Source organism: Streptomyces sp. 7R007 (genome assembly GCF_054850255.1).
Window position 1 is genome coordinate 1 of the sequence record NZ_JBTWMV010000068.1, and the last position, 22,369, is coordinate 22,369.

A 22,369-nucleotide genomic window follows, 5' to 3' on the forward strand; every position below is an offset into this window, starting at 1 on the left:
GACCTGGGGTCTGACATCAGCACATGGCCACCGCGCCGGGTGGCGTGTCACTTCGCCTGGGCGAGCCAGTGCGCGTCGGGGCCGGCGGGGAAGCGCAGCTGGCCAGTCGTGTCGTGGACGGCGCGCCATACCGCCTCGGCGACATCGGTCTCCTCGGTGAACAGCTCCTGCGCGGTGAAGGAGTCCATGGCTTTCTTCGCCCACGCTGCGTAGGGTTCCGAGACCAGCTCGTCCGGTGAGGCGCCGTTCATGGCGCGAACGGCGAAGTTCGTCGTCAGACAGGCTCCCGGTTGGACCGTCTTCACCCGCACACCAAGGGGCGCGAGTTCGAGCGCGAGGGACGCGGTAAAGCCCTCGACCGCCATCTTGCTCGCCTTGTAGACGGCTGAGAGCGGCATATGGCCCAGCACCACACTGGAGGTCACGTTGACCACCACGCCTGAGCCGCGTGCGCGGAAGCGGGGCAGCACGGCCTGCGTGGTCGCCATGACACCGAAGGTGTTGGCTTCGAAAACTTCCCGCACCTGGGCCATCGAGGTGCCCTCGAAGACGCCGATCGAGGGCACCCCCGCGTTGTTGACCAGGACGTCGATGGATCCCGCCGACTCGAACGCGGCCGTGATGCTCGCGGGCTCGGTCACATCGAGTGCGAGGATGCGCAGCCGGTCCGACTCCGGCAGGACGCCCGCGCGCGGGGTGCGCATCGTGGCGATGACGTTCCACCCCCGCTCGTGGAAGTGGAGGGCGGTGGCCCGACCGTATCCGGACGACGTACCGGTGATCAGAACAGTGTTCATGCTGTGCTCCCAGGCGATGTGACGGGATGCGCGGAGCGTCGGCGTCTTCCTGCTCCGCTGACGAACTGCCAATCCCATTGGATCGCTCTGACCTGCGGGAACAGTAGCATTATCCTCTCGTCTCCTTGTCTGATCCTCCTTACTGACCGCCGTACTCCTCAAAACAGGACACCGCTGGGGGCGCGCACCGCATTACGCAGGCGCGCGGCATCCTGGCTGGGCGGCGCGCCGAACTGGCGGCGGTACTCCCGGCTGAACTGGGAGGGATTGTCATAGCCGACGCGCCGGCCGACTCCGGTGACATCGCCCGGGTGGGTGGCAAGCAGCAGCCGGGCTTCCTGGAGGCGGATCTGCTTCTGGAACTGGATGGGGCTCATCGCGGTCACCGCCTGGAAGTTGCGGTAGAAGGCTGAGGCGCTCATGCCGGACATCCGGGCCACGTCCTCGACCCGGAAGGGATGCGCGTAGTTCTCGCGGATCCAGCGCACGGCCCGCGAGACGTGACTGAGGCTGCTGTCAGCGAGGCCCAACTGACGCACCGTCGCGCCCTGCTCGCTGGTGATCAGCCGCCACAGGATCTCGCGCTTGACGAGCGGGGCCAGTACGGCCCGGTCGCGAGGTTCGTCGAGCAGCCGCAGCAGCCGTACCACCGCGTCGAGCAACGCGGGCGGGGCGTCGCTGACGGCAATGGCCGAGGGCGCGCTCGCGCCGGTGCGAGGGGTGTCACCGGGGCCGGCCTGGAAGAGCAACTCGGCTACGGCGGACGGCTCCAACGTGAGTCCGAAGCCGAGGGCCGGCTGTTCGGGGGCGGCCTGGGTGAACTGGCCGGTGACAGGGAGGTCGACGGACGCGACCAGGAACTGCCCGGGACCGTACTCGTAGACCCGGTCGCCCAGAGCGAGTCGTTTGGCGCCCTGGGCGATCACCGCGAGCACCATGCCGGACATGGACAGCTCCGGCGGGTCCGAGCGGTCGACCTTGGAGACGAGCACGCCGTCGATGGCGGTGGTCCAGTCAGGCCCGGCGTGCCGGGCCAACAGGGTGCGTAGCTCTTCGAGGTGCATGCGGACATTGGAGCACCGTTGCGGGCCGGCGCTCCCGTGCTCGCGAGGATCGTGCAAGTCCACGCCAGCATCGTTCTAACGTTTCCGCAGGTCAGGTCGCTTCAATGGAAGTCGCCTCGCTCCACAGCCGACCGAGAGGACGACCATGATCGCCACATATGGCTTCAGCGCCACCCTGACTGCCAAGCCCGCCGCGGGAGACCGTCTGATCAACCTGCTGCTGACCGGCATGGACGAGGGCAGCCCTGGTGCGAGTGAACACTGCCTCGTCTACCTGGTCTCCCGATCCGCCTCCGACCCCGACATCGTCCACGTCACCGAGGGCTGGACCAGCGAGGAGGACCATCACCGGCTCTTCGCCGGTGAGACCGCTCAGGCCCTCGTGGCGCAGCTCGGCCCGTTGCTGGCCAAGGAGCCGGAGTACACCGACCACGTCCCCGTCGGCGGCAAAGCCGCCCTCGGGAAGCCCTGATCAAGCCCCTGCGAAAGGCAACGACCATGACCACGGCACGCCCCGCTCTGGACCCCGAACTGCGTGAACTCCTGGCCGACATGCCCCTCATGTCCGAGCTGACCCCGGAAATCCTCGCGCACCTGCGCCAACTGCCCTCGACGCCCATCGAGTCCCTCCTCGCACACCGGCAGGTCGAGCGGCGCGAGATCACCGTGCCGGCCAGGGACGACACCCCGATCCCCCTGTCGATCCTCAGCCCTGCGCATATCGATGCCGCCACCGCTGCCCCCTGCATCTACTGGATGCACGGCGGCGGGATGGTCATGGGTGATCGCTACTCCCAGATCGACATCCCGCTGGAATGGCTCGACCAGTTCGGCGCGGTCGTGGTCTCGGTGGACTACCGGCTCGCGCCGGAGTCCACCGGTACCGTCCCGGTCGACGACTGCTACCACGGTCTGCTCTGGGTCGCCCAGCACGCCGCCGAGCTGCGCATCGACCCCGCCCGCATCATCGTCGCAGGCGCCAGCGCGGGGGGCGGCCTCGCCGCCGGCGTCAGCCTGCTCGCCCGTGACCAGGGCGGTCCCGCGATCGCCGCGCAGATGCTGATCTGCCCCATGCTCGACCACCGCAACGCCACCACCTCCAGCCACCAGTACTCCAAGACCCCCGGCGTCTGGACCAGCGAGATGAACGCGTTCGGATGGCACTCGCTCCTCGGAGACCTCGCCGACGCCGACGTCTCCCCCTACATGTCGCCGTCGCTGGCCCAGGACCTCTCCAACCTGCCGACCACCTACATCGACACCGGCTCCGCGGAGGTCTTCCGGGACGAGGACACCGACTACGCCACCCGTATCTGGGCGGCGGGCGGTCAGTCCGAACTCCATGTGTGGGCGGGCGGCTTCCACGGATTCGACGCCCTGTACCCGCAGGCGCAGATCTCGACCACAGCCCGTCGCACCCGCATCGACTGGCTCACACGCCTCTTGGGCTAGAAATACGTGACGCAGCATCGCCGAGGTCTCTTGCTGCCCATCGGCGGGCGTGGGCGGCTTCGCCGCATGAGACCGACGCAGCTGCCGCAGGCCTCACACGAGGTGCTCGTGCCCAGCAAGGGCGAGGCTTCGCTTCCCAGGCTTCCAGCCGCGTGAAAACCTGATGCACTCGGTGCCGACCTGCCGAGTACCACCGCGCCACATGGCGTCATAGCGCAAGCCTCAGAGCGTCACCTGCGTACGCGTACGCGCCGACAGCCACCGGCTCGCCGACCTGCCCCAACTCCGCCGACCACCGCGCTGTTTCGGCCCGTATCACCGAAACCTTCGCCCTGGCGGCCCGACGATCGACTACTCCTCGGCGGAGCAGCCGCTCACCACCGACACGGTGAAGCCCACCACGAAGACCGACACGGCCCTCTACGTGACAGCCCGCAACTCCGGTGAGGGCTCCGACCGTTCGTCCGGCAAGGGCGACTACCAACTGGCCGACGCCGAGCGCGCCAACCTCGAACTCCTGGGCCGCCCGTACAAGCGAGTGGTCGTCGTCATCAACTCCGGCGGCGTCATCGACACCAGCTTCTACCAGCAGATCAACAGGGCGGAGAACGACTCCTCGGGCGGGCTCGCGCTGGACGCGATGCCGCTCATGAGCCAGGCCGGTCAGGAGAGCGGCAACGCCCTGGTCGACGTGCTGAGCAACGACTCGTTCTACAAATGACTCCCCCCGACCCCTCCTCCGTCGTCAACTACCCTTTCGGCTACGGCGCTTCCTACACCGACTTCGATGTCCGAGCGCAGCAGGTCACCGCGAACGCGCAGCAGGTGAGAGGGCGAAGGTCACCAACACCGGCAAGCGCTACAGCGGCAGCGAGGTGGTGCAGGTCTACGTCTCCGCCCCGCAGACCGGCCAGGACAAGGCGTGCCAGCAGCTGGCCGGCTACGCGAAGACCGACAATCTGGCTCCCGGCGCCTCGCAGACCGTGACCATCAGCTTCGACACCACCTCGCTGGCCTCCTACGACGGGTCCCGTGCCGCCTGCGTCCTCGACGCACGCCGCCAGTGGCCTTGGCCCCGCCCCGGCCACGCCTCTTCCCCGTACATGAGCGTTCCCTGCTGCTCCCTGTTCCAGAGCATCCACGCGGCCGCCACCGCCGGCGCATCGGCGACCGGATCACCTTCGGCAAGATGCTGCACCTGCTGCGCTTCGGCTGCTTCTCCGAGGCGATCGTCGACACGACCTGCTCGGCCACCACGATCCGTAGCCGTGGACGGCTCCATCACCAAGGCGCCCGGAGGCGGCGAGGTCGCCGGCCGCTCACCGGTCGACCGCGGCAAACAGGGCCTGAAAACGCTCGGGCATGACAGACGGGTACGGCATTCCCCTGGGCCGTGTCCTGGCTCGCGCCAACCGCCACGACTCCCCCGCTGCTCGCTTCGACCCTGGACCGCCTGGACGACCTGGGACCGTTGCCCGACTGCATCAGCGTGCACCGGGACGCCGGCTCCGGCTACGACTCGGCCAAAACCGCACGCTGCTCAGCGAATGCGGCCCCCACGGTCGCATCGCGCACAAAGGCGAGAAGGCGCCATCCAGGCCAGTCAGCGTTGGCACGTGGAGCACACCCACGCCTGGCAGAACGCCTTCCACCGGCTCGCCCGCTGCTACGAGCGGCGCACCACCGTCGTCGACGCATTCTTTGACCCTGCCGACGCGATCATCACCGTGCGCAGCCTGATCCGGCTGGCACGGACCACCCGCCGCCGGGACGAGCGCCCCACCCGACGACCATGACCACACGCCTATCTGCCCGACCCGTTACTCGGGACCCCTCTGTGGAGGCGTCCGGCGGTAGTGGCGAGTGTGCGAGCGGCTTCGATCACTGTCTCGCGGCGGCGGGCCAAGGCGGCCTGGTCGGTCTCCTCGTCCAGGACCATGCGGCACATTTTGGGCACCGCGAAGTTCCAGGCGATCAGCCCCATGACGGTGAACAGCAGGTCCTGGGCGGCGCGGACGCGTGCGTCCTCGGAAAGTTGGGGCGCGGCTGCGCCCGCGAGCCGGTGAGCCTTCTCGCGGAAAGCGTCACGGCGTTCCCGCTCGTTCTCGTCGGGTTCGTCGTATGCCTCCAGTGCTTCCCACAGCAGGAGCCTGATGAGCTCCGGGTGTTGTTGGTACCAGTCGAAGATCTGCCCGACCGACTCGGCCACGGCGTCGGGATCGATGGAGACGGAGAAGCGGACCTCCTCCAGTTTCGCCCGCAGGACGGCGGCGAACAGCTTCTCCTTGCTCCCGTAATACAGGTAGATGGCCTGCTTGTTGGCCCTGGCTGCCGTCGCGATCCGGTCGACCCTGGCCCCCGCCAGGCCGTGCTCGGCGAACTCGGCGGCGGCTGCGGTGAAAATCCGTCGTCTGGTGTCCTCCGCGTCATAGGCCATGGACGAATTAAACCATCCGGTTGACTCCTCTCCGCTCCAGCGGGAGTATCGACACGTTAGTAAAACAACCAGTTGGTTTAGTCCATGGGAAGGCTCTTCCTTGAGCACTGCGACTCCTATCCCCGTTCGTTCGCCGTTGCCGAGCGCCCTCTCCGGCACGACCGCCGTCCTCATCGGCGGAAGCTCAGGCATCGGGCTGGCGGCGGGCGTCCTGCTGCGTTCGGTCGGCGCCCGTGTGGTGCTGGTCGGCCGCAACCCCGACCGGCTGAAAGCCGCCGTCTCCCGAGTGCGGAGCGCGAGCCCGGCCGAGAATCCTGACGACGCCGTGCTGGGCGTTGCCGGTGATGGCGGAGACGAGCAGACCCTCGCCGAGGCTTTCGACCGGGCGGGCCATGTCGACCATGTGCTTGTCACCGCTGGGGACATCAGCGGCGCCGGCCCCCTGACCGGGCTATCCGCGGACGACATCCGCGCGGCCTTCGACTCCCGCCTTCAAACAGCCTTCACCACGGCCCGCGCGGCGGCGACCCGGCTTCCCGCGGGAGGCTCTCTCACGTTCAGCTCGGGAATCCTCGCGGTCCGGCCCGCTCCCGGCATGGCCGCCCCGCTGTCGGTCGTCGGTGCCGTGGAGACCCTCACCAAGGCCCTCGCCGTGGAGTTCGCTCCCGCACGGCTGCGCGTGAACACCGTCCGCTTCGGCCGGATCGACACCCCACTCTGGCGTTCGCGGCCGGGGCTGGACTCCGACGAGGCGATTGCCGCCGCCGGATCGACCACTCCCCTCGGCCGCTTCGGCACCGCCCAGGAAGCCGCAGCCTCGGTCCTCTTCCTCATGGCCAACAACTACGTCACCGGTCAGATCATCACCGTCGACGGCGGCGAAACCCTCACCTGACTCCGCCTCCCACCGCCTGGGCTCAGCACGATGGCATTGCTGGCACAGGTCTCCCCAATGATCACTGAGCGTCACACCCCGTGATCACCAAGACCTGTGCCAGTTCTGCCGCCGAAGCCCCCTGCCACGCCTATCCGTGCGACCTCTTACCTCGTCACGCACACGACGCCCCTCGCTGCCGTGCGGCATGCACCGCCCTGGGCGGGGGCGTCGCACCGGCCCTCAGAGCACAGACAGGGGAAGTCCCACCCGTCGTTCCGACCCGGGTTCCTGGCCCTCGTCGCTGCTGACGACCGCCGTGGTTCCCGGGCGCCTGGGACTCGACCACCTTGCCGCTGCTGCCCCGTCCCACGGCCACAAGCCCGAACTCACCGAATCAACCGCGGGTCCCCGCACACGCCACTTCCCGCCCGCTCGTCGTCGCTCATCCGCCCGATCGATGTCGGCATTGCCGGTCACGCGCCGTCACCGCGAGGAGTGCGCAGGATGTTCCCGTACATTCGAGGTGTTGCGATGCCCCGGAAGGAAGACCCTCTTGAGCGACGACGCGCCGAGCGGCGTCCTGAGCAAGGCACTCGCCGTGCTGCAGGCGTTCACCGTCGAGGACACCACTCTGGGCTTCACCGAACTCCGGCGACGTACGGGTTTCGCGAAGAGCACCCTGCACCGGGTGCTCCGGGACCTGGTGGCGGCACGGCTGCTGGACCGTGTCCAGGAGCGTTACCGCCTGTCGGGGCTCGTCTTCGAGCTCGGGATGCGCGCGTCGGTCGAGCGCGGGCTGCTCGAAGTGGCCACGCCGTTTCTTGAGGACCTGTACGAGCGCACGCACGAACTCGTCCATCTGGGCACCCGCGAGGGAACGGAGGTCGTCTACGTCGCCAAGGTGGGCGGCCACCAGCAGGCCAACTCCCCGTCGCGGCTCGGAGGCCGGATGCCGCTGCACGCGACGGCTCTGGGGAAGGTGCTGCTGAGCCACGCCCCCGACGAAGTGCGGGAGGCCGTGCTGCGCGGTCCCCTGGAGCGCAAGGCGCCGCGGACGATCACCAACGTCGAGGTGCTGACCCGCCAGCTGTCCGACGCCGTCACCCAGGGGGTGGCCTTCGAGTACGAGGAGTCGGCGGTCGGCATCGTCTGCGTGGCCGCCGGGATCTTCTCGCCGTCGGACGACATCATGGCGGCAATCAGTGTGACAGGCCCGGTCCACCGGTTCCAGCCCGCCCGGCACGCCGCCAGTGTGCGTGCCGCCGCGGCCGGGATTTCCGCGACACTCTGCCGTCGCGAGGAGTTGCGCAGCCACTGATCGGGCACCGCCCGGAGACGGATCGACGGACGAGTTCCGCGAGGCGGAACTCGTCGCTGGGCCTGAGACGGCACTCGTGTTCAAGCTGTCGGCATGAACGAGTTCCCTCCCGGCGACGCCCCTGTGGCTCAGGCAGCCGATCGCCTGCTGCGTGCCGCCGCCGACCGTGTGCCCTGTCCACCGGTTCGTGATCTGATCGGCAGCGACGACGTGAAGGCGGCCTACGCCGTCCAAGCGCTGCTGACCGCGCGCCGTCTCGAAGCGGGCGGCAGCGTCACCGGCCGCAAGATCGGCCTCACCTCCGCCGCCGTGCAGCAGCAACTGGGCGTGGACCAGCCGGACTTCGGGGTGCTGTTCGCGGACATGAGCGTCGCGGACGGGGCATCCGTACCGGTCGACGAGTTGCTCCAGCCGAAGGTCGAGGCGGAGATCGCGTTCGTGCTGGGCGCCGACCTCGCCGCAGGACCGCTCGACGCCACGCAGATCCGGGCCGCGGTGGCGCACGCCGTCCCCGCACTGGAGATCGTGGACAGCCGGATCGCCGGCTGGGACATCACCTTCGGCGACACCGTCGCCGACAACGGCTCCTCCGCGCTCTACGTCCTCGGCACCCCGGCCAAGCCGCTCACCGACTTCGAGCCGGTGGAGGCCGCCATGACCCTCGAACGGGGCGGGAAGACCGTCTCCCGCGGCGACGGCGCGGCCTGCCTGGGCGATCCGCTGGCCGCCCTGGCCTGGCTCGCCCGCACCGCGCGCGACGTCGGCGATCCGCTGCGCGCGGGCCAGGTCGTGCTGTCCGGCGCGCTCGGCCCGATGGTGCCCGCCGCGGCCGGAGACGTGTTCCGCGCCGAGGTCACCGGGTTGGGCTCCGTCTCCGTCCGCTTCCACACTTCCGGCGACGAAGGAGCCTCCGCATGAAGACCAAGGTTGCCGTCATCGGCTCGGGCAACATCGGCACCGACCTGATGATCAAGGTGCTCCGCCTGTCGGAGACCCTGGAGATGGGCGCGATGGTCGGCATCGACCCCGCCTCGGACGGGCTGGCCCGCGCCAGGTGGCTCGGGGTCCCCGTGACCGCCGAAGGCGTCCAGGGCCTGATCGGCATGGACGGCTTCGAGGACATCAAGATCGTCTTCGACGCCACGTCCGCGAAGGCGCACATGGCCAACGCCCACGCGCTCGCCCCGTACGGCAAGCAGCTCATCGACCTCACCCCCGCCGCCATCGGCCCGATGGTGATCCCCGCCGTGAACCTGGCGGAGCATGTCGGCGCGGACAACGTCAACATGGTGACCTGCGGCGGCCAGGCCACCATCCCGATCGTGGCCGCGATCTCCGCGGTGGCTCCGGTCCCGTACGCGGAGATCGTCGCCTCGATCGCCTCGAAGAGCGCCGGTCCCGGCACCCGCGCCAACATCGACGAGTTCACCGAGACGACCAGCCACGCCATCGAGACCGTCGGCGGCGCCGAGCGCGGCAAGGCCGTCATCATCCTCAACCCGGCCGAGCCGCCCCTGATCATGCGCGACACCGTGCTGGCGCTCGTCGACGCGCCCGACGGGGCGACCCACGACGCGATCCGCTCCGCCGTCGCGCAGCGGGTCGACGAGGTGTCGGCGTACGTGCCGGGCTACCGCCTCAAGCAGCAGGTACAGATCACTCCCGTCCCCGCGGACCAGCCGGTGCACACCCTGACCAAGGCCGCGGTCACCCACCAGGTGTCCGTGTTCCTGGAGGTCGAGGGCGCCGCCCACTACCTCCCCGCCTACGCCGGGAACCTCGACATCATGACCAGCGCGGCCCTGCGGATGGCCGAGGCCATGGCCGCCCGCACCACCGAACTCCAAGGAGCTGGCGCATGACCACCGACAAGCTGTTCATCCAGGACGTCACCCTGCGGGACGGCATGCACGCCATCCGGCACCGCATCGAGCCCGAGCAGGTGGGCCGGATCGTGGCCGCGCTCGACGCGGCCGGCGTCGACGGCATCGAGGTCTCCCACGGCGACGGCCTCGCCGGCGGCTCGCTCAACTACGGCCCCGGCAGCCACACCGACTGGGAGTGGATCGAGGCGGCGGCCGCGCACATCACCAACGCCCGCCTCACCACTCTCCTGCTGCCCGGCATCGGCACCATCGAGGAGCTCAAGCAGGCGTACGCGCTCGGGGTGCGCTCGGTGCGGGTCGCCACGCACTGCACCGAGGCCGACGTCTCGGCCCAGCACATCGCCACCGCCCGCGAGCTGGGCATGGACGTGTCCGGCTTCCTGATGATGAGCCACATGGCCGACGCCAAGACCCTCGCCGGCCAGGCCAAGCTCATGGAGTCGTACGGCGCCCACTGCGTCTACGTCACCGACTCCGGCGGCCGGCTGATGATGGACGGCGTGCGCGAGCGGATGCGCGCCTACCGTGATGTGCTGGACCCGGACACGGAGATCGGCATCCACGCCCACGAGAACCTCTCCCTCTCCGTCGCCAACTCCATGATCGCGGTCGAGGAAGGTGTGACCCGCGTGGACGCCTCCCTGGCCGGTCAGGGCGCGGGCGCGGGCAACTGCCCCATCGAGGCGTTCATCGCGGTCGCCGACCTCAACGGCTGGAATCACGGCTGTGACCTCTTCGCGCTTCAGGACGCGGCCGAGGATCTCGTGCGCCCGCTGCAGGACCGGCCGGTCCGTGTCGACCGCGAGACGCTCACCCTCGGCTACGCCGGTGTCTACGGCTCGTTCCTGCGGCACGCGGAGGCGGCGGCCGAGCGCTACGGCGTCGACGTCCGCACGATCCTCGTCGAGGTCGGCAAGCGCGGCCTCGTCGGCGGCCAGGAGGACATGATCGTCGACGTGGCGCTGGGGCTCGTACAGGCGAGCTGACCTCCCGTAGGACGCAGGGCCGGGAGGACGGGGGCTCCCGGCCCTGCTCGGCATGCCCCCGCTCGGAGCGCTCCTCGCCTCGCCGCCAACCGGACCGTGTGGGTCGGTGTCCTGTAAACAACGTGCCGAGCGCTGCGCGCGCTGTCGCCGGTGAGCAGCGCCATGCCGTCGGTGGTCAGGGCTTTCGGGTGCGTAGACGGCGCAGCATGCGTGGGTCCTCGAAGCCGACGGCGCGGGCGGCGGCGTCGACGGTGGCGCCGTGGCTGATGAGGTGCTCGGCGCGTTCCAGGCGCAGGGCCTGCTGGTAGCGCAGCGGTGTCAGGCCACCGGTGGCGCGGGTGAACAGCCGGGTGAGGGTGCGTTCGCTGACACCGGTGGCCGCGGCCAGGGCGGGCAGGGGCAAGGACTGGTCGAAGCGGGCGTCGAGGAGGTCCTGGGCTCGGTGCACGGTGTCGTCGAGATGGGACCGGTAGCGGAGCATGGCGCTGGCCTGTGGCTCGTGGCCGTTGCGGCGGGCGTAGACGACCATGTCCCGGGCCACTTGCGCGGCGACGGCGGGGCCGTGGCGGGTGGCGATCAGGTGGAGGGCCAGGTCGATACCGCTGGCGATACCGGCCGAGGTGACCACCCGGTCGTCGGCGGTGTACAGGACGTCGCGGACGACGGTGGCTGCGGGATAGCGGCGGGCCAGGTCGTCCTGCACGTCGTGGTGGGTGGTGCAGCGGCGGCCGTCGAGCAGCCCGGCCCGGCCCAGTGCCTCGGCTCCCGCACAGACGCTGGCGACGGTGCCGCCCCCGGCATGGTGGTCCCGGAGCCGCTCCAGGACGGCTGAGCCGATGGCGGGAGCGCCGGCCAGGGTGCGCGCCCGCCAGCCGGGCACCACGATCAGGTCCTCAGGGCCGAGCCGGGGCCAGTCGAGCCGGGCCACCAGGGGCAGTCCCTGGGCGGTGGGGACCTGTGGCTGCTCGGCGATGTAACTGAGCGTGTAGGGGTGGCCGAAGTCGGCGGCCGTGGAAAAGACCTGGGCGGGGCCGGCCAGGTCCAGGAGATGGACTCCCGGCACCAGGAGGAAGGCGATGTGGCTCACGATCCGGTCATCATGCCCGCTGCTCCGCCGCGGCTTCCAGTTCCTCGACGGTGGCGATGGTGGCGAAGCGTCCGGCGAGCGCGTACTCGGTGCGCGTGATGATCTCCTCGGCGCCGAGGGTGCGGGGGTCCGCCAGAAGCTCGGCGATGCTCTGGTCGGCGGGCGCGTCGCGGTGCGGGACGGGGTTGGTCGCGGTGGCGTCGGTGACGAAGGTGACCCGGTAGCCCAGGTCGCTCGCGACGCGGGTGGTGGTCTCCACACATTGCTCGGTGCGGATGCCGCAGATGGTGAGTTCGTGGATGCCGTGCTCGGTGAGGAGTTGCTGAAGATTGGTGGTGGTGAAGGCGTTGTGCGAGGTCTTGTGGATCAGCGGTTCCGTGTCCTGACGCTCCAGTTCCTCCATGAGCCGGACGTGGCCGAGGGCGGGGTCGAAGACGTCGCCGCTGCCGGGCTCCGAGTGCAGGACCCACACCACCAGGTCTCCGGCCCGGCGGGAGAGCCGGACCAGTCGCGCCACCTGGTCGGCGATCTTCGGATGGGAGATGGTCTCCCACAGCGGGCGGGCGCGGAAGGATTCCTGGACGTCGATGACGATCAGTGCTCGGGTCATGTCGCCCAGCCTGACCGGCGCAGCCGGAGTGGCGACAGACCTCATCAAGTCCTGAACCGGACCGATCCGGTCACGGCGAGCGGGACCGCGGCGAGCCGAGCGAGGCAGCCCGTTGGCACCGGGGACGGGCTCGGCTCACCTCCGGACGCCGGCGTCCTCCGCCTCCCTGGCAGGACCCACGGAGAGTCCGTCGCCGGCTCCGGCGCATCCGGGGCCAGCGACGGAGAAGACACGAGTGGGCGGGCGCCTGTGCTTCAGAACGGGAAGTGCGCCTGCTGGGCGGCAATGGTCATCCAGCGGGTGTTGGAAAACGCCTCGATCCCCCAGCGGCCGCCGAAGCGACCGTACCCGGATGCCTTCGCCCCGGCGAACGGTGCCTGGGGCTCGTCGGCCACCGACTGGTCGTTGATGTGGATGATCCCGGTACGGATCCGGCGGGCGACGGTAAGCCCATGAGTGGCGCTCTCGGTGATGATGCCGCAGGTCAGACCATGCTCGGTGTCATTGGCCAGAACCACCGCGGCATCGTCGTCGGTGAACGTCTCGACCACGCAGACAGGGCCGAAGGACTCGGCGCCGTACAGCTCTGCCCCCCCTTCGGCACGCCGGTTGCCGTCTTCCCGTTACGCCACACGGTCCGGTCGTCGTCCTCCGCGGCGAGGAGGGGCATCCAGGTCGGGGGCTCCTCCGCGACTGCGCGTTGCCCGAAAGGCGGCTCGGCTGCTCACGCGCCGAGTCAACGAGTAGACCGCCCAGCTGACATGTCGCGCTGGGGCGATCGTGGTCGTGGTCTCCGCCGTCTCCTCCTGACAGGTGTGAGAGCGGTTGCCCTGCGCGGCCCGGGGATTCGGGACGGGATCGTCTGCATGGTGCGGTGAACCGTGCGCAGGAGACCCAGCCGGACACGTTACCCGGCCGGCTCTCGATGCAGGGAATCCCGCCTGCCGCGGCGAGGGGACGGTCACGCGTCGGCATACCCCATGTCGAGCACGATCTTGCCCACCACCCTGCCGGTGCGCAGCCGCTCCACGGCCTCGCCGAGTGCGGCCATCCCGTAGCTCTCGTACGGCAGCGTCAGCGCGCCCGAGGACAGCTCCGGCAGCAGGCGCAGCACCTCGGGGGCGACTTCCGGGTGCGGCTCATGGCGAGTATCTCGATCGTCTCGTCGACGTAGTGCCAGACGGTCGCCTCGCCGGACACACCGAATCCGGCGTCGACCTGCCGGCACGTCTCGTTCTTGCGTAGATGCGCTGCTCGACGGGCTCGTACGGGTGTGATGAGTGAGATCACCACGCCAACGGCGAGGGGCCCTGCCCTGTCACGCCCCCGCCCGCCAGCCCATTCAAGGCGGGGATTCCCTCCGAAAAAGAGGGACGGCAGCGCGGTTACGCGATCCGCGCCGGCATCGAGGCCTTCTTCACGCAGAAAGACGCCTATTTGGTGCGTGACCTTCGGTACTCCTCGACCACCAGGTCGGTGAGCTCGGCCACCGATGTCTCCGACGTGCGCTTGTCGAAGGTGATCTCGCCGTGCTGGAGCAGGTTGACCCGGTCGCAGACCTCGAAGACCTGGGCGTAGTTGTGGGCGATGATGATGACGGAGACCTCGCCGCGAGCCTTGAGGTCGTTGACCAGGTCGAGGATGAGGGCGCCTTCCTTGGCGCCCATCGCGGCCAGGGGCTCGTCGAGGAGGAGGACCCTGGCCTCGGAGTAGACCGAGCGGGCCACGGCGATGGCCTGGCGCTGGCCGCCGGAGAGCTTGGCGACCTCGACGTCGACCGACGGGATGTTCACCCCCATCTCGTCCAGGTGCTCCTGGGCGATCTTGCGCATCGCACGGTTGTGCAGCAGACGGGTGGCGCGGATCATCTCCCGGTTCAGGAACATGTTGTGGTAGACCGTCAGCTCGTTGACCAGCGCCAGGTCCTGGTACACGGCGTCAATGCCGAGCGAGCGGGCATGGTCGACCGACTTGAGCGTCACTTCCTCACCGTTGAGGAGGATGCGGCCTGCGTCGGGCCGGTGGAAGCCGCAGAGGATCTTCAACAGGGTTGACTTTCCAGCGCCGTTGTCGCCGACGAGGGCGAGTACCTCGCCCTTGTCCAGGCGCAGGTTCACGTCCCGCAGCGCGGTGACCGCGCCGAAGCCCTTGGCAATGTGCTCCACGGAGAGCGCCGGTGTCCCTGCCGGCCCGGTCAACCCGCTCATCGGCGGCCTGCCCTTCGCAGTCTGGCCAGGTGCACGTTGAGCACCATGGAGAGGATGATCGCCGCACCGAGGATGATGTTGAACGGGTTGGCGTTGATGCCGATGAGGTTGAACCCGTTGCGCAGTTCCGCGAGGACGAGCGCGCCGAGCAGCGCGCCGACGACCGTCCCCGAGCCGCCGGCCAGCGCCGTACCGCCGATGACCGCGGCGGAGACGGCGGTGAACATCGGGGACGCGCCGTCCGCACCCGCAGCGGTCGGGTCGATGGAGTCGACACGGAACGCCTCGAGGATGCCGGCGAACGCCCCCAGGGCGCTGGTGGCCATGAAGTTGCCGAACTTGATGCGACCGGTCTTGATGCCGGCCTCGCTCGCGCCCAGCGGGTTGCCGCCGGTGGCGATCGTGTGCAGGCCCCAGCGCGAGCGGGTGAGTACCACGTGGAAGTACGCGACGATGATCAGGCACCAGATCAGTTCCGACCAGTCCGCCTGCCCGAACCAGCCGCGCACCCCGTGTGCTGCCTCGGGGATCTGGGCCGGGTAGGCGTGCGACGTGGTCAGCATGATGCCGAGGATGAGGAAGAGCATGCCGAGCGTGGCGACGAACGACGGTACCTTCAGCACGACCACCACGAAGCCGTTGACGAGACCGATGAGGGCGCCGGCCAGTATCGAGCCGATGATCGCGATGATGGGGTACGTGCCGTAGTAGTCGATCATGTAGTGCATCAGGAACGGAGACAGCGCGAAGACGGCGCCCACCGACAGATCGATCTCCCCGCTGACCAGCAGCAGCACCATGCCCGCCGCGATGATCGCGTACGGGGCCGTCTGCTGGGAGAGGTTGACCAGGTTGTTGCGGGCCAGGAAGTCGGAGTTGTCGGACCAGAAGTACAGCAGCAGGCCCACCGCGACGATGAAGATGGTGGCCTCGCGGCGGATGACGAACGCCTCGAAGGCCAGGCGCAGCGGGCCGTGCCGCCTCACTGGCGGGGTGCCGGCCTTGATGGTCTTCCCGCCGGTCGTGTCCTGCACGGCGCGCTCGCTCATCAGAGGACCATCCTTTCTGCAGCCCTCACGGGTGGGGCTGTGACCTCTCGGTCCCGGCGGGTGCATGGCCGCGCTCGCGTTCTACGCGATGGCCGGCATGAGTTGTGGCGGCCCCGCTGGACCGAGGCCGTCTGATCGGCTTGAGGGCGACGCCCCGCAAAGGGCCGATTGATGAGCCTTCGGCAGACGGCTTCACCACCGGGCGGGTGCTCCGTCAGCGGCATGGGAGTACGGCTTCCGTGTTCATCGGATAGGACCGGGCGACCGAGACCCACGACGTCACCGTCATGGACAACTCCGGTATGCCAGTGAGCCGTTGGGAACTGGCACTCATCGAGCAGGGCATCGAGGCGACGCAGGCCCGGCTGGGGCGGTACGGCGACCCGGCCGGCCTGCCGGTGGCCGGCGAGACCACCTGCGGCCTGGTCGTGGACCGGCTGTTGGCCGCCGGTCACCCGCTGGTGCCGGTGCACCCGAACGCCTTCCACACGATGCATCTGCGCTGGGGCGCTTCCAAGGCGAAGACCGACGCCAGGGACAGTCCCAAGCTCGTCGACTACCAGCGCACCGACGGCCATCATCTGCGGCCCATTACCCCGACCGACCTGAAGGGCCGTCAACTGCAAGTCGCGGCCCGCAGGTTGGCCGGCCACGTCGAGGCGGAAGTCACCACCGTCAACCAGCGCGCCGCGCTGCTCGACCAGGTGTGGCCGGAAGGCAGGGCGGTCTTCGCCGGACTCGGCAGCGACATCGCACTGGACTGCCTGGACCGCTACCCGACCCCGCAGGCCGCTACGCGGGTCCGTGTCCGGGTCCAGCTGGTGTGCGCGATACGGGCGACCATCCGCACCCTCGGCCAAGAAGAGACCGCCACCGCCGTCGAGATCCAGCTCCACGCGCCGCTGCCGGCCTCCATGCCGCGCATGGGGAGGGTCGCCATCGGCCAGGTCATCGGCGAGATCGGCCCGATCCCTCGGCGCGCCGAGACCTGCGAGCAGTTCATCGCCGAGACCGGCGCCGTCCGGGTCACCCGCGCCTCCGGCACGTCCCACGCGGTGACTTTCCGCTACGCGACCAACCGGCCTGCCCGCGTGGCGATCACCGCGTCCGCCGACAACAGCCGGCAGTGCAGCGGCTGGGCCACGAAGATCCACACCGATGCCCAGGCACGCAAGAAGCGCCGCGCTCATGCCGCGCGGATCCTCGCCCGCGGCTGGCTCCGCGTGATCTGGGCCTGCGGGCGCGACGATGCCTGTTACGCCCCCGCCATCCACCAGGCGAACAGCAAGGTCAGACCGGTCACCGAGACGCCCATGGCGGCAGAGCGGTTGGCTCAGGAAACTCATGCGTGTGCGATGGGGCCGGAGTGCTTGATCCACTGCTGCTTCGTGCTGGAGCCCTCGAACCGGGTCGTCGTCTTCAGATAGGGGTCGACATTGTCCTTGGTCACGAAGAGCAGGCCGGTGTCGGTGACACTCGGGATCACCAGTCCGCCGGACAGTTTGAACAACCACAGGTAGAGCACGCTCAGGAAGCCCTGCAAATAGGGTTGCTGGTCGATGGTGAAGTCGAGGTCGCCCGCTTTGATCGCGGTGAGGGTGTTCGGATTCAGGTCGAAGCCACCCGCGACCACGCCCTTCTTCTTGAGGCCGTACTTTTTCATGACCTTGCCGATGCTCTCCGTGGAGCCCGCGTCGACCGCGAACAGGCCCTTGAGGTCTTTGTGTCCGCTGACATACGCGTCGATGGTCGACAGCTCCTGAGGAAGTTCCGCGCCGCTGGCGACCGACTTGAAATTGATCGACTTGCCGGATGCCTTGATCGCGTCGGTGGCCCCATCGATGCGCGGCTGGATGTTGAGCGCTCCCGGGGTGGCGATGAACCCGACCGCGTCCCCGCCGGAAGGCATCAGCGAGGCGATGCGGCGGCCCAGCTCGACCCCGGACTGGTAGAGGTCCTGCCCGACGTAACAGAGCCGGCTCGTCCCCGGATTCCCTTTGGCCCCGTCCGCGTTGTACGAGATGGTGGGGATGCCGGCGTCGAGGGCTTTGCCGACGGGCGAGGTGAAGGCGTTCTTGTCGACGACCGCCACCGCGATGCCGTCGGCCTTCGCGGAGACGGCCGACGTCATGGCGCTCACCATTTCAGGCACGCTTGAGTCCTTCGAGCCTGTCCACTGGAATGAGGCGTTCAGGAGCGCGCAGGCGTCGGCTGCGCCGTACTGCGTCGGGGTGAAGAACGGGTTGGTCGTGACGTGGTTGACGAACACGAACTTCCACTTCGGTGTCTTCGGGAAGTCGCCGACACCGTCGCCCGTCTTGTTGTCACTGCTCTTGTTGTTGGCCGAGCAGGCGGTCAGCAAGGCCGCCGCGGCGGCCGAGGCGCTCACCATTCCGCCGCCACTCAGCAGTCGCCGCCTGGTCAGCCCGTTCAGGCTGAGCGTGTCGACGGCCCTTTCCACCTGCGGATCGATCTTCTTCATGATCACTCCGGCGAGTTCGCCACACGCTGCCCGGTATTTCGAACGGCGTTCGGCCCATTTGGTGGGGCTGAACGTAGAACTGGCCTGATAGGTCGTCAAGGCCCTGAGTGAACTACGGTTTAGTCAATATTCGTACGTGGATCGTTCACCCCTCGATGCCTGCGCCGGGTTTATGTCGCCAGCGGTCCGGGGCTGGCTTTGGCCTCCGGATAGTGCCGGCGGAGCACGGACAGGCCGAGCGCCGCTCGTCGTACGCGCTCGCGTGCGGTCGCCACGGCCAGGTCGGCAAGGTGCGCTCCGGAGGGATACAGAGACGGCGCGTTCCGTACCGTGAACTTGAGGTGGACAGGAGCCGCCACGCGCACGAGGGCCGGGATCTCGTAGTAGCGGACCACGCCGCCGAAGTCGTCGGCGCCCTCCACATAGACGTCCAGAGGCGCGTCGACTGCTCCCCGGATCGCCGCCATCTGGGCAAGAGTGAGATCGATCGGCAAGTTGATCGTGGTGACCCCGAGGTCCTCGAGCACCCGTGCCGCCGCAGGATTGGCCGTCGGCATCGATATCGACGCCTTGATCTCCAGCTCCGGCGGCAGGTCGCCGGACTGCCGCATTCGGCCGAGCACCCACAGTTGGCCGATGTCTGCCACCAGGACGCTGCGCACGCCGAGGTCGCAGCCCCGGATGACGTCCTCGACGCCGTACGCGAGTTGGTCGGCGCCGCGCAGCACCGCGGCTGCACCGCCACCCGCGGCGGACGTGGCCTGGATGCCGATGTCCCAGCCGCCGCGTGGTCCAACGAAGAGGCAGACCTCTACCTCGCGTTCGCGGCCGAGAGCCACCATCTGCTCGATCTCCGAGTCGGCGAGGAGCATCATGCCACTGCCCTGGCTGATGCGATGTATCCGGATCCCGTGCCGCTCGGCCTCATCCATGACCGCTTGGAACGGCCCCGGGCCTTCGACCGACGGGATCTCCACCCGGTACTGCGCGCCGTCCGGGAATCGCTTGTCCGAGTCGGGCAGTTCCCCGAGGTCCCGCTCCGGCAGACCGAGTGCGGACAGCGACCGCCGTGACCTTTCCATGCCGTCCATCCGGACTTCCCTTCGATCGATATTCCGAACACTGTTCGGCATCGCTGCGCTTGGACGGTAGGCAGCCAACGACGAGCCGTCAACGGTCCGCGAAGCCAGCTTGGAGCGGGCCTCCGGGGATGTCACACATCGCACCCCACTTGCTCCGTCAGGACGCCGGGCCAGCAGTCACAGGGGTCAGCAACTCGGTGTGGTGCCGCATCAGACGACCTTCGCCCTGTCGGCGTCCCTGGCCCGGGTCAGAGTGGAGTCCTTCGTGGTACGTTCCTGCCGCCGTGCACTGCTGCGAACCGAGGAGGTGAGACCGATCAACGCTTTGACAGGTCGGGCCTTCCTCTCCCGCATGGCCTAGGGAGTGCCCGCAGAGGCATCCCGAAAGGCATCACCCGCTATGCGCTTCATCTCTGAGATGTCGTCCGACGGCGTCCGCGAACAGCTCTTCACCCTCGGCGACGTTCCTGGCGTGTTGTGGACGCCGGAAGGTGCCGTCGCCACTCGCCCGCTCGTCCTGATCGGACACGGTGGCGGCCAGCACAAGAAGGCTCCTGACGTCCTGGCTCGTGCACGCCGCTTCGTGACCGCATGCGGTTTCGCGGTCGTGGCGGTCGACGTTCCGGCCCATGGCGACCGGCCGAAGGTGGCAGAGTACGACCGGATCGCGACTGAGAACCAGGCTCGCGTGGAAGCCGGTGAAGAGTTGGCCCCGCTGATCGCCGGCTTCCATGCGCTCGTGGCCCGCCAGACCGTGCCGGAATGGCAAGCGGTCCTGGACGCGGTTCAGCAACTCGAGCACGTAGGCGCCGGCCTGGTGGGCTACTGGGGGGTCTCGCTGGGATGCGGACTCGGTGTGCCGTTCGTCGCTGCCGAACCGCGGGTCCGCGCGGCGGTACTGGGCTTGGGCGGGATGCTGGCGTCGGCCGAGGCCGCCGCGCGGATCACCGTCCCCGTGCAGTTCTTGGTGCAGTGGGACGATGAGCGGGTGCCGCGAGTCCAGACCTTTGCGTTGTTCGACGCCTTGGCCTCGACCGAGAAGACGTTGCACGCCAACCCCGGCAAGCACGGGGAGATCCCTGCCTTCGAGATGGAGAGCACGCTGAGGTTCTTCGCCCGGCACCTCGGCTGATACCGCCGCCCGCAGTCCGCGACGCGCCGATCGGGAACCGCATCCCGATCGGCGCGTTCACTGACACTGGTCGGCATGGCCGGCAGAGTTCAGGCGGGGCGGCTCGACACATCGACGATGACGAGGGACAGCGCCTGCTGCGGAGCATCCGCAGAGGCACTGGGCCAGTGGTGACATGGCGCCGGGCCCATAGGGTCCTGCTGTCCACGCAGGGCATGCCGGTGAGCGAAGATCGCCGAGGTGTCGTTCACGCTGCCCGAGCGGCGCGATAGTCGGCAAGGCTGTCGCCGACCCGGTCACACTCGGCGAGCGTGCCGTCGAGCAGGACGTGCTCGGGAGCGGTCTCCCCGGCGGCAGGCTACGGCCCGCACGGTCAGATCCATGTGTGCGCGCAGGCGATCGGCTGTGAAGGCATTCCGGGACAGAGCGGTTGCGTAGTGGTTTTCCGGTGAAATGACGTCACTGCGGGAGGCGGGCCTTCGCAGTTCGCTTCCCGGCCCAGCACGCTGGTCGGGTGTGAGCATGCTGCGTCTACTACAGTTCAGCGTGGGCCGTGACTGGCGCTGAGGTGGAGCACCACCGGGGAGCGGTCTGACGAGACGTCGTTGCCGTGCGCCTGGGCGAGTGGTCAACAACGCCTGGAAGGCAACGATGTCCGCGACTCAGACGGCCCAGCTCATGGATGGCACCAGCCTCGCCAAGCGCATCGTCGACGAGGCCGCTGCCAAGGCAGCGGAGATCTCACGACGCACGGGGAGCAGTCCCTGCCTGGCGACGGTGCTGGTGGGAGAGGATCCCGCGTCGGCCACGTACGACCGCATGAAACGAGCGCGGTGCGCGAAGGCCGGCATCCAGTCCCGGCATATCGCTCTGCCCGCCACCACCACGACCACCGAACTGATCGACACCCTCACGGACCTGTCCAGCGATCCGCAAGTACACGGCATCCTGCTCCAGCACCCCTGCGGCCCACACATTGACGAGCGGGCGGCGTTCGAGGCCATCGCTCCGGAGAAGGACGTCGACGGGGTCACGATGCATTCCTTCGCCGCGATGAGCTTCGCGCTGCCGGGCTTCGTGTCCTGCACACCGGGCGGGATCATGCGATTGCTGGAAGCGTACGACGTCGAACTCGCCGGCAAGCGCGCCGTCGTGGTGGGGCGCAGCGCGATTCTGGGTAAACCGGCCGGGATGCTTCTACTCGCCAAGGACGCGACGGTGACGTACTGCCACTCCCGCACCGCTGACCTGTCGGCGATCGTCCGGGAAGCGGATGTCGTCGTAGCAGCCGTGGGACGACCTCGGCTGATCCACGGTGAGGACATCAAACCTGGCGCGGTCGTGATCGACGCCGGCTACAACCCGGGCAACGTCGGAGACGTGGACTACGACACCGCCCTCGCCCGAGCTGGTCTGATCACTCCGGTTCCCGGTGGCGTTGGGCCGATGACCATTGCCGTCCTGCTCGCGCAGACCGTGGAAGCCGCCGCGAACCAGCTCGGAGTGCGGCATCGCTGACGCATCGCCGGCCCAGAGGCGTGGTCTGCGGATGCGTCAGCCGGTCTTGGCGGGTTCCGCAGCCCGGGCGCGGATGGCGGCGAGGCGGTAGGAGTCGGTTCCCGCCTCGATGCTGGTGCCGTTGAAGGTGAGCCGGTCGACGAGGGCCACGCAGAGACGCCCGCTTCTCATCGGCGGCTACGACCAACTCATTGACCAGCTTCGCAGCCAGTGTGGAGCGGACGTGGTAGCCCTTCATGGCGGCCTCGGTGCCCCGGGCGACCAGCATGTGGACTTGACGATGCCGCAGTCTCCGATCAGGCAGAGTGGCCGGCTCTGTGCGGCCCACTCGCAGGAGGCGAGTGGGCCGCATCAAGCGCGGAACGGCAATCTCACCTCTGCCCCA

General features: G+C 68.8%; 20 protein-coding genes, 7 pseudogenes and 1 riboswitch. Of the genes and pseudogenes, 14 read left to right on the plus strand and 13 right to left on the minus strand.

The features are described from left to right. Positions 1 to 47: 47 nt before the first annotated feature. Together ACYF6T_RS40670 and ACYF6T_RS40675 are read right to left on the minus strand one after the other, a co-directional pair. Positions 48 to 797 (minus strand): SDR family oxidoreductase, encoded by a 750-nt coding sequence (locus ACYF6T_RS40670; RefSeq protein ID WP_461703005.1) that lies wholly within the window; start codon positions 795 to 797, stop codon positions 48 to 50. 158 nt (positions 798 to 955) lie between these two features. After that, positions 956 to 1,861, minus strand: a complete 906-nt coding sequence (locus tag ACYF6T_RS40675; RefSeq protein WP_461703006.1) for an AraC family transcriptional regulator — start codon at positions 1,859 to 1,861, stop codon at positions 956 to 958. 145 nt (positions 1,862 to 2,006) lie between these two features. Here ACYF6T_RS40675 and ACYF6T_RS40680 point away from each other — a divergent pair, with 145 nt between their 5' ends. The 5 genes and pseudogenes from ACYF6T_RS40680 (at position 2,007) to ACYF6T_RS40700 (ending at position 5,109) form a co-directional block, all read left to right on the plus strand. Next, a complete protein-coding gene (locus ACYF6T_RS40680; RefSeq protein ID WP_461703007.1) occupies positions 2,007 to 2,333 on the plus strand; it encodes a putative quinol monooxygenase in 327 nt (108 codons plus the stop codon). 26 nt (positions 2,334 to 2,359) lie between these two features. Continuing rightward, a complete protein-coding gene (locus ACYF6T_RS40685) occupies positions 2,360 to 3,313 on the plus strand; it encodes an alpha/beta hydrolase (RefSeq protein ID WP_461703008.1) in 954 nt (317 codons plus the stop codon). 346 nt (positions 3,314 to 3,659) lie between these two features. Next, on the plus strand, positions 3,660 to 4,034 hold the full coding sequence (locus ACYF6T_RS40690) for a glycoside hydrolase family 3 C-terminal domain-containing protein (RefSeq protein WP_461703033.1): 375 nt from the start codon (positions 3,660 to 3,662) through the stop codon (positions 4,032 to 4,034). A 157-nt stretch (positions 4,035 to 4,191) separates the two neighbouring features. After that, positions 4,192 to 4,350: pseudogene (locus tag ACYF6T_RS40695) on the plus strand (fibronectin type III-like domain-contianing protein); the annotation flags it as partial. Between the two features lie 77 nt (positions 4,351 to 4,427). Next, a pseudogene (locus ACYF6T_RS40700) lies at positions 4,428 to 5,109 on the plus strand (transposase). Positions 5,110 to 5,117: 8 nt separating this feature from the next. Here the strand turns inward: ACYF6T_RS40700 and ACYF6T_RS40705 are convergent. Further along, positions 5,118 to 5,750: a TetR family transcriptional regulator gene (locus ACYF6T_RS40705; protein ID WP_461703009.1), complete on the minus strand. Its 633-nt coding sequence runs from the start codon at positions 5,748 to 5,750 to the stop codon at positions 5,118 to 5,120. Positions 5,751 to 5,886: 136 nt separating this feature from the next. Between ACYF6T_RS40705 and ACYF6T_RS40710 the strand changes: the two genes are divergently transcribed. The 5 genes from ACYF6T_RS40710 to dmpG all read left to right on the plus strand — a co-directional run bounded on the left by ACYF6T_RS40710 (position 5,887) and on the right by dmpG (position 10,817). Further along, complete coding sequence (locus ACYF6T_RS40710; RefSeq protein ID WP_461703010.1) at positions 5,887 to 6,645, plus strand: SDR family oxidoreductase; 759 nt, start codon at positions 5,887 to 5,889, stop codon at positions 6,643 to 6,645. Positions 6,646 to 7,180: 535 nt separating this feature from the next. Beyond that, the gene (locus tag ACYF6T_RS40715; RefSeq protein ID WP_461703011.1) at positions 7,181 to 7,945 is read left to right on the plus strand and encodes an IclR family transcriptional regulator; all 765 of its coding nucleotides are present in this window, start codon (positions 7,181 to 7,183) and stop codon (positions 7,943 to 7,945) included. A gap of 93 nt (positions 7,946 to 8,038) precedes the next feature. Beyond that, positions 8,039 to 8,863 (plus strand): 2-keto-4-pentenoate hydratase, encoded by an 825-nt coding sequence (locus ACYF6T_RS40720; protein ID WP_461703012.1) that lies wholly within the window; start codon positions 8,039 to 8,041, stop codon positions 8,861 to 8,863. Continuing rightward, complete coding sequence (locus ACYF6T_RS40725; RefSeq protein ID WP_461703013.1) at positions 8,860 to 9,807, plus strand: acetaldehyde dehydrogenase (acetylating); 948 nt, start codon at positions 8,860 to 8,862, stop codon at positions 9,805 to 9,807. The genes ACYF6T_RS40720 and ACYF6T_RS40725 overlap by 4 nt, the downstream gene beginning before the upstream one ends. Continuing rightward, entirely contained in the window at positions 9,804 to 10,817 is a 1,014-nt protein-coding gene (gene dmpG, locus ACYF6T_RS40730) for a 4-hydroxy-2-oxovalerate aldolase (RefSeq protein WP_461703014.1), read from the plus strand. Before ACYF6T_RS40725 ends, dmpG begins: the two co-directional genes overlap by 4 nt. A gap of 175 nt (positions 10,818 to 10,992) precedes the next feature. Here the strand turns inward: dmpG and ACYF6T_RS40735 are convergent, their stop codons facing one another. The 6 genes and pseudogenes from ACYF6T_RS40735 to ACYF6T_RS40760 form a co-directional block, all read right to left on the minus strand. Beyond that, complete coding sequence (locus ACYF6T_RS40735; RefSeq protein WP_461703015.1) at positions 10,993 to 11,904, minus strand: GlxA family transcriptional regulator; 912 nt, start codon at positions 11,902 to 11,904, stop codon at positions 10,993 to 10,995. A gap of 10 nt (positions 11,905 to 11,914) precedes the next feature. Continuing rightward, a complete protein-coding gene (locus ACYF6T_RS40740) occupies positions 11,915 to 12,514 on the minus strand; it encodes an isochorismatase family protein (RefSeq protein WP_461703016.1) in 600 nt (199 codons plus the stop codon). A 254-nt stretch (positions 12,515 to 12,768) separates the two neighbouring features. Next, positions 12,769 to 13,104 (minus strand): annotated as a pseudogene (locus tag ACYF6T_RS40745) (aldehyde dehydrogenase family protein); the annotation flags it as partial. 371 nt (positions 13,105 to 13,475) lie between these two features. Then, a complete protein-coding gene (locus ACYF6T_RS40750; protein WP_461703017.1) occupies positions 13,476 to 13,628 on the minus strand; it encodes a hypothetical protein in 153 nt (50 codons plus the stop codon). Positions 13,629 to 13,947: 319 nt separating this feature from the next. Further along, positions 13,948 to 14,679 carry an ATP-binding cassette domain-containing protein gene (locus ACYF6T_RS40755; RefSeq protein WP_461703018.1) on the minus strand — a complete coding sequence of 244 codons (732 nt, stop codon included), beginning with the start codon at positions 14,677 to 14,679 and terminating at the stop codon, positions 13,948 to 13,950. A 38-nt stretch (positions 14,680 to 14,717) separates the two neighbouring features. Continuing rightward, positions 14,718 to 15,770 carry an ABC transporter permease gene (locus ACYF6T_RS40760; RefSeq protein ID WP_461703019.1) on the minus strand — a complete coding sequence of 351 codons (1,053 nt, stop codon included), beginning with the start codon at positions 15,768 to 15,770 and terminating at the stop codon, positions 14,718 to 14,720. Between the two features lie 266 nt (positions 15,771 to 16,036). Between ACYF6T_RS40760 and ACYF6T_RS40765 the strand changes: the two are divergent. Further along, positions 16,037 to 17,197, plus strand: a pseudogene (locus tag ACYF6T_RS40765) (IS110 family transposase); the annotation flags it as partial. On the opposite strand, the gene ACYF6T_RS40770 reads toward ACYF6T_RS40765, so the two are convergent. Both ACYF6T_RS40770 and ACYF6T_RS40775 read right to left on the minus strand, forming a co-directional pair. Continuing rightward, entirely contained in the window at positions 17,113 to 18,351 is a 1,239-nt protein-coding gene (locus ACYF6T_RS40770) for a substrate-binding domain-containing protein (RefSeq protein WP_461703020.1), read from the minus strand. The pseudogene ACYF6T_RS40765 and the gene ACYF6T_RS40770 sit on opposite strands and share 85 nt — an antisense overlap. Positions 18,352 to 18,422: 71 nt before the next feature. After that, entirely contained in the window at positions 18,423 to 19,343 is a 921-nt protein-coding gene (locus ACYF6T_RS40775) for a U32 family peptidase (protein ID WP_461703021.1), read from the minus strand. Positions 19,344 to 19,734: 391 nt separating this feature from the next. Here ACYF6T_RS40775 and ACYF6T_RS40780 point away from each other — a divergent pair, with 391 nt between their 5' ends. Beyond that, a complete protein-coding gene (locus ACYF6T_RS40780) occupies positions 19,735 to 20,466 on the plus strand; it encodes a dienelactone hydrolase family protein (protein WP_461703022.1) in 732 nt (243 codons plus the stop codon). A gap of 47 nt (positions 20,467 to 20,513) precedes the next feature. Further along, positions 20,514 to 20,730, plus strand: a pseudogene (locus tag ACYF6T_RS40785) (hypothetical protein); the annotation flags it as partial. Here ACYF6T_RS40785 and ACYF6T_RS40790 read toward each other — a convergent pair. Beyond that, a pseudogene (locus ACYF6T_RS40790) lies at positions 20,729 to 20,812 on the minus strand (IS5/IS1182 family transposase); the annotation flags it as partial. The pseudogenes ACYF6T_RS40785 and ACYF6T_RS40790 sit on opposite strands and share 2 nt — an antisense overlap. A gap of 197 nt (positions 20,813 to 21,009) precedes the next feature. Further along, positions 21,010 to 21,095: riboswitch (ZMP/ZTP riboswitch) on the plus strand. 22 nt (positions 21,096 to 21,117) lie between these two features. Here ACYF6T_RS40790 and ACYF6T_RS40795 point away from each other — a divergent pair. Further along, entirely contained in the window at positions 21,118 to 21,984 is an 867-nt protein-coding gene (locus tag ACYF6T_RS40795) for a bifunctional 5,10-methylenetetrahydrofolate dehydrogenase/5,10-methenyltetrahydrofolate cyclohydrolase (RefSeq protein ID WP_461703023.1), read from the plus strand. 36 nt (positions 21,985 to 22,020) lie between these two features. Here the strand turns inward: ACYF6T_RS40795 and ACYF6T_RS40800 are convergent. Further along, positions 22,021 to 22,326, minus strand: a pseudogene (locus ACYF6T_RS40800) (ATP-binding protein); the annotation flags it as partial. Between the last annotated feature and the right edge of the window lie 43 nt (positions 22,327 to 22,369).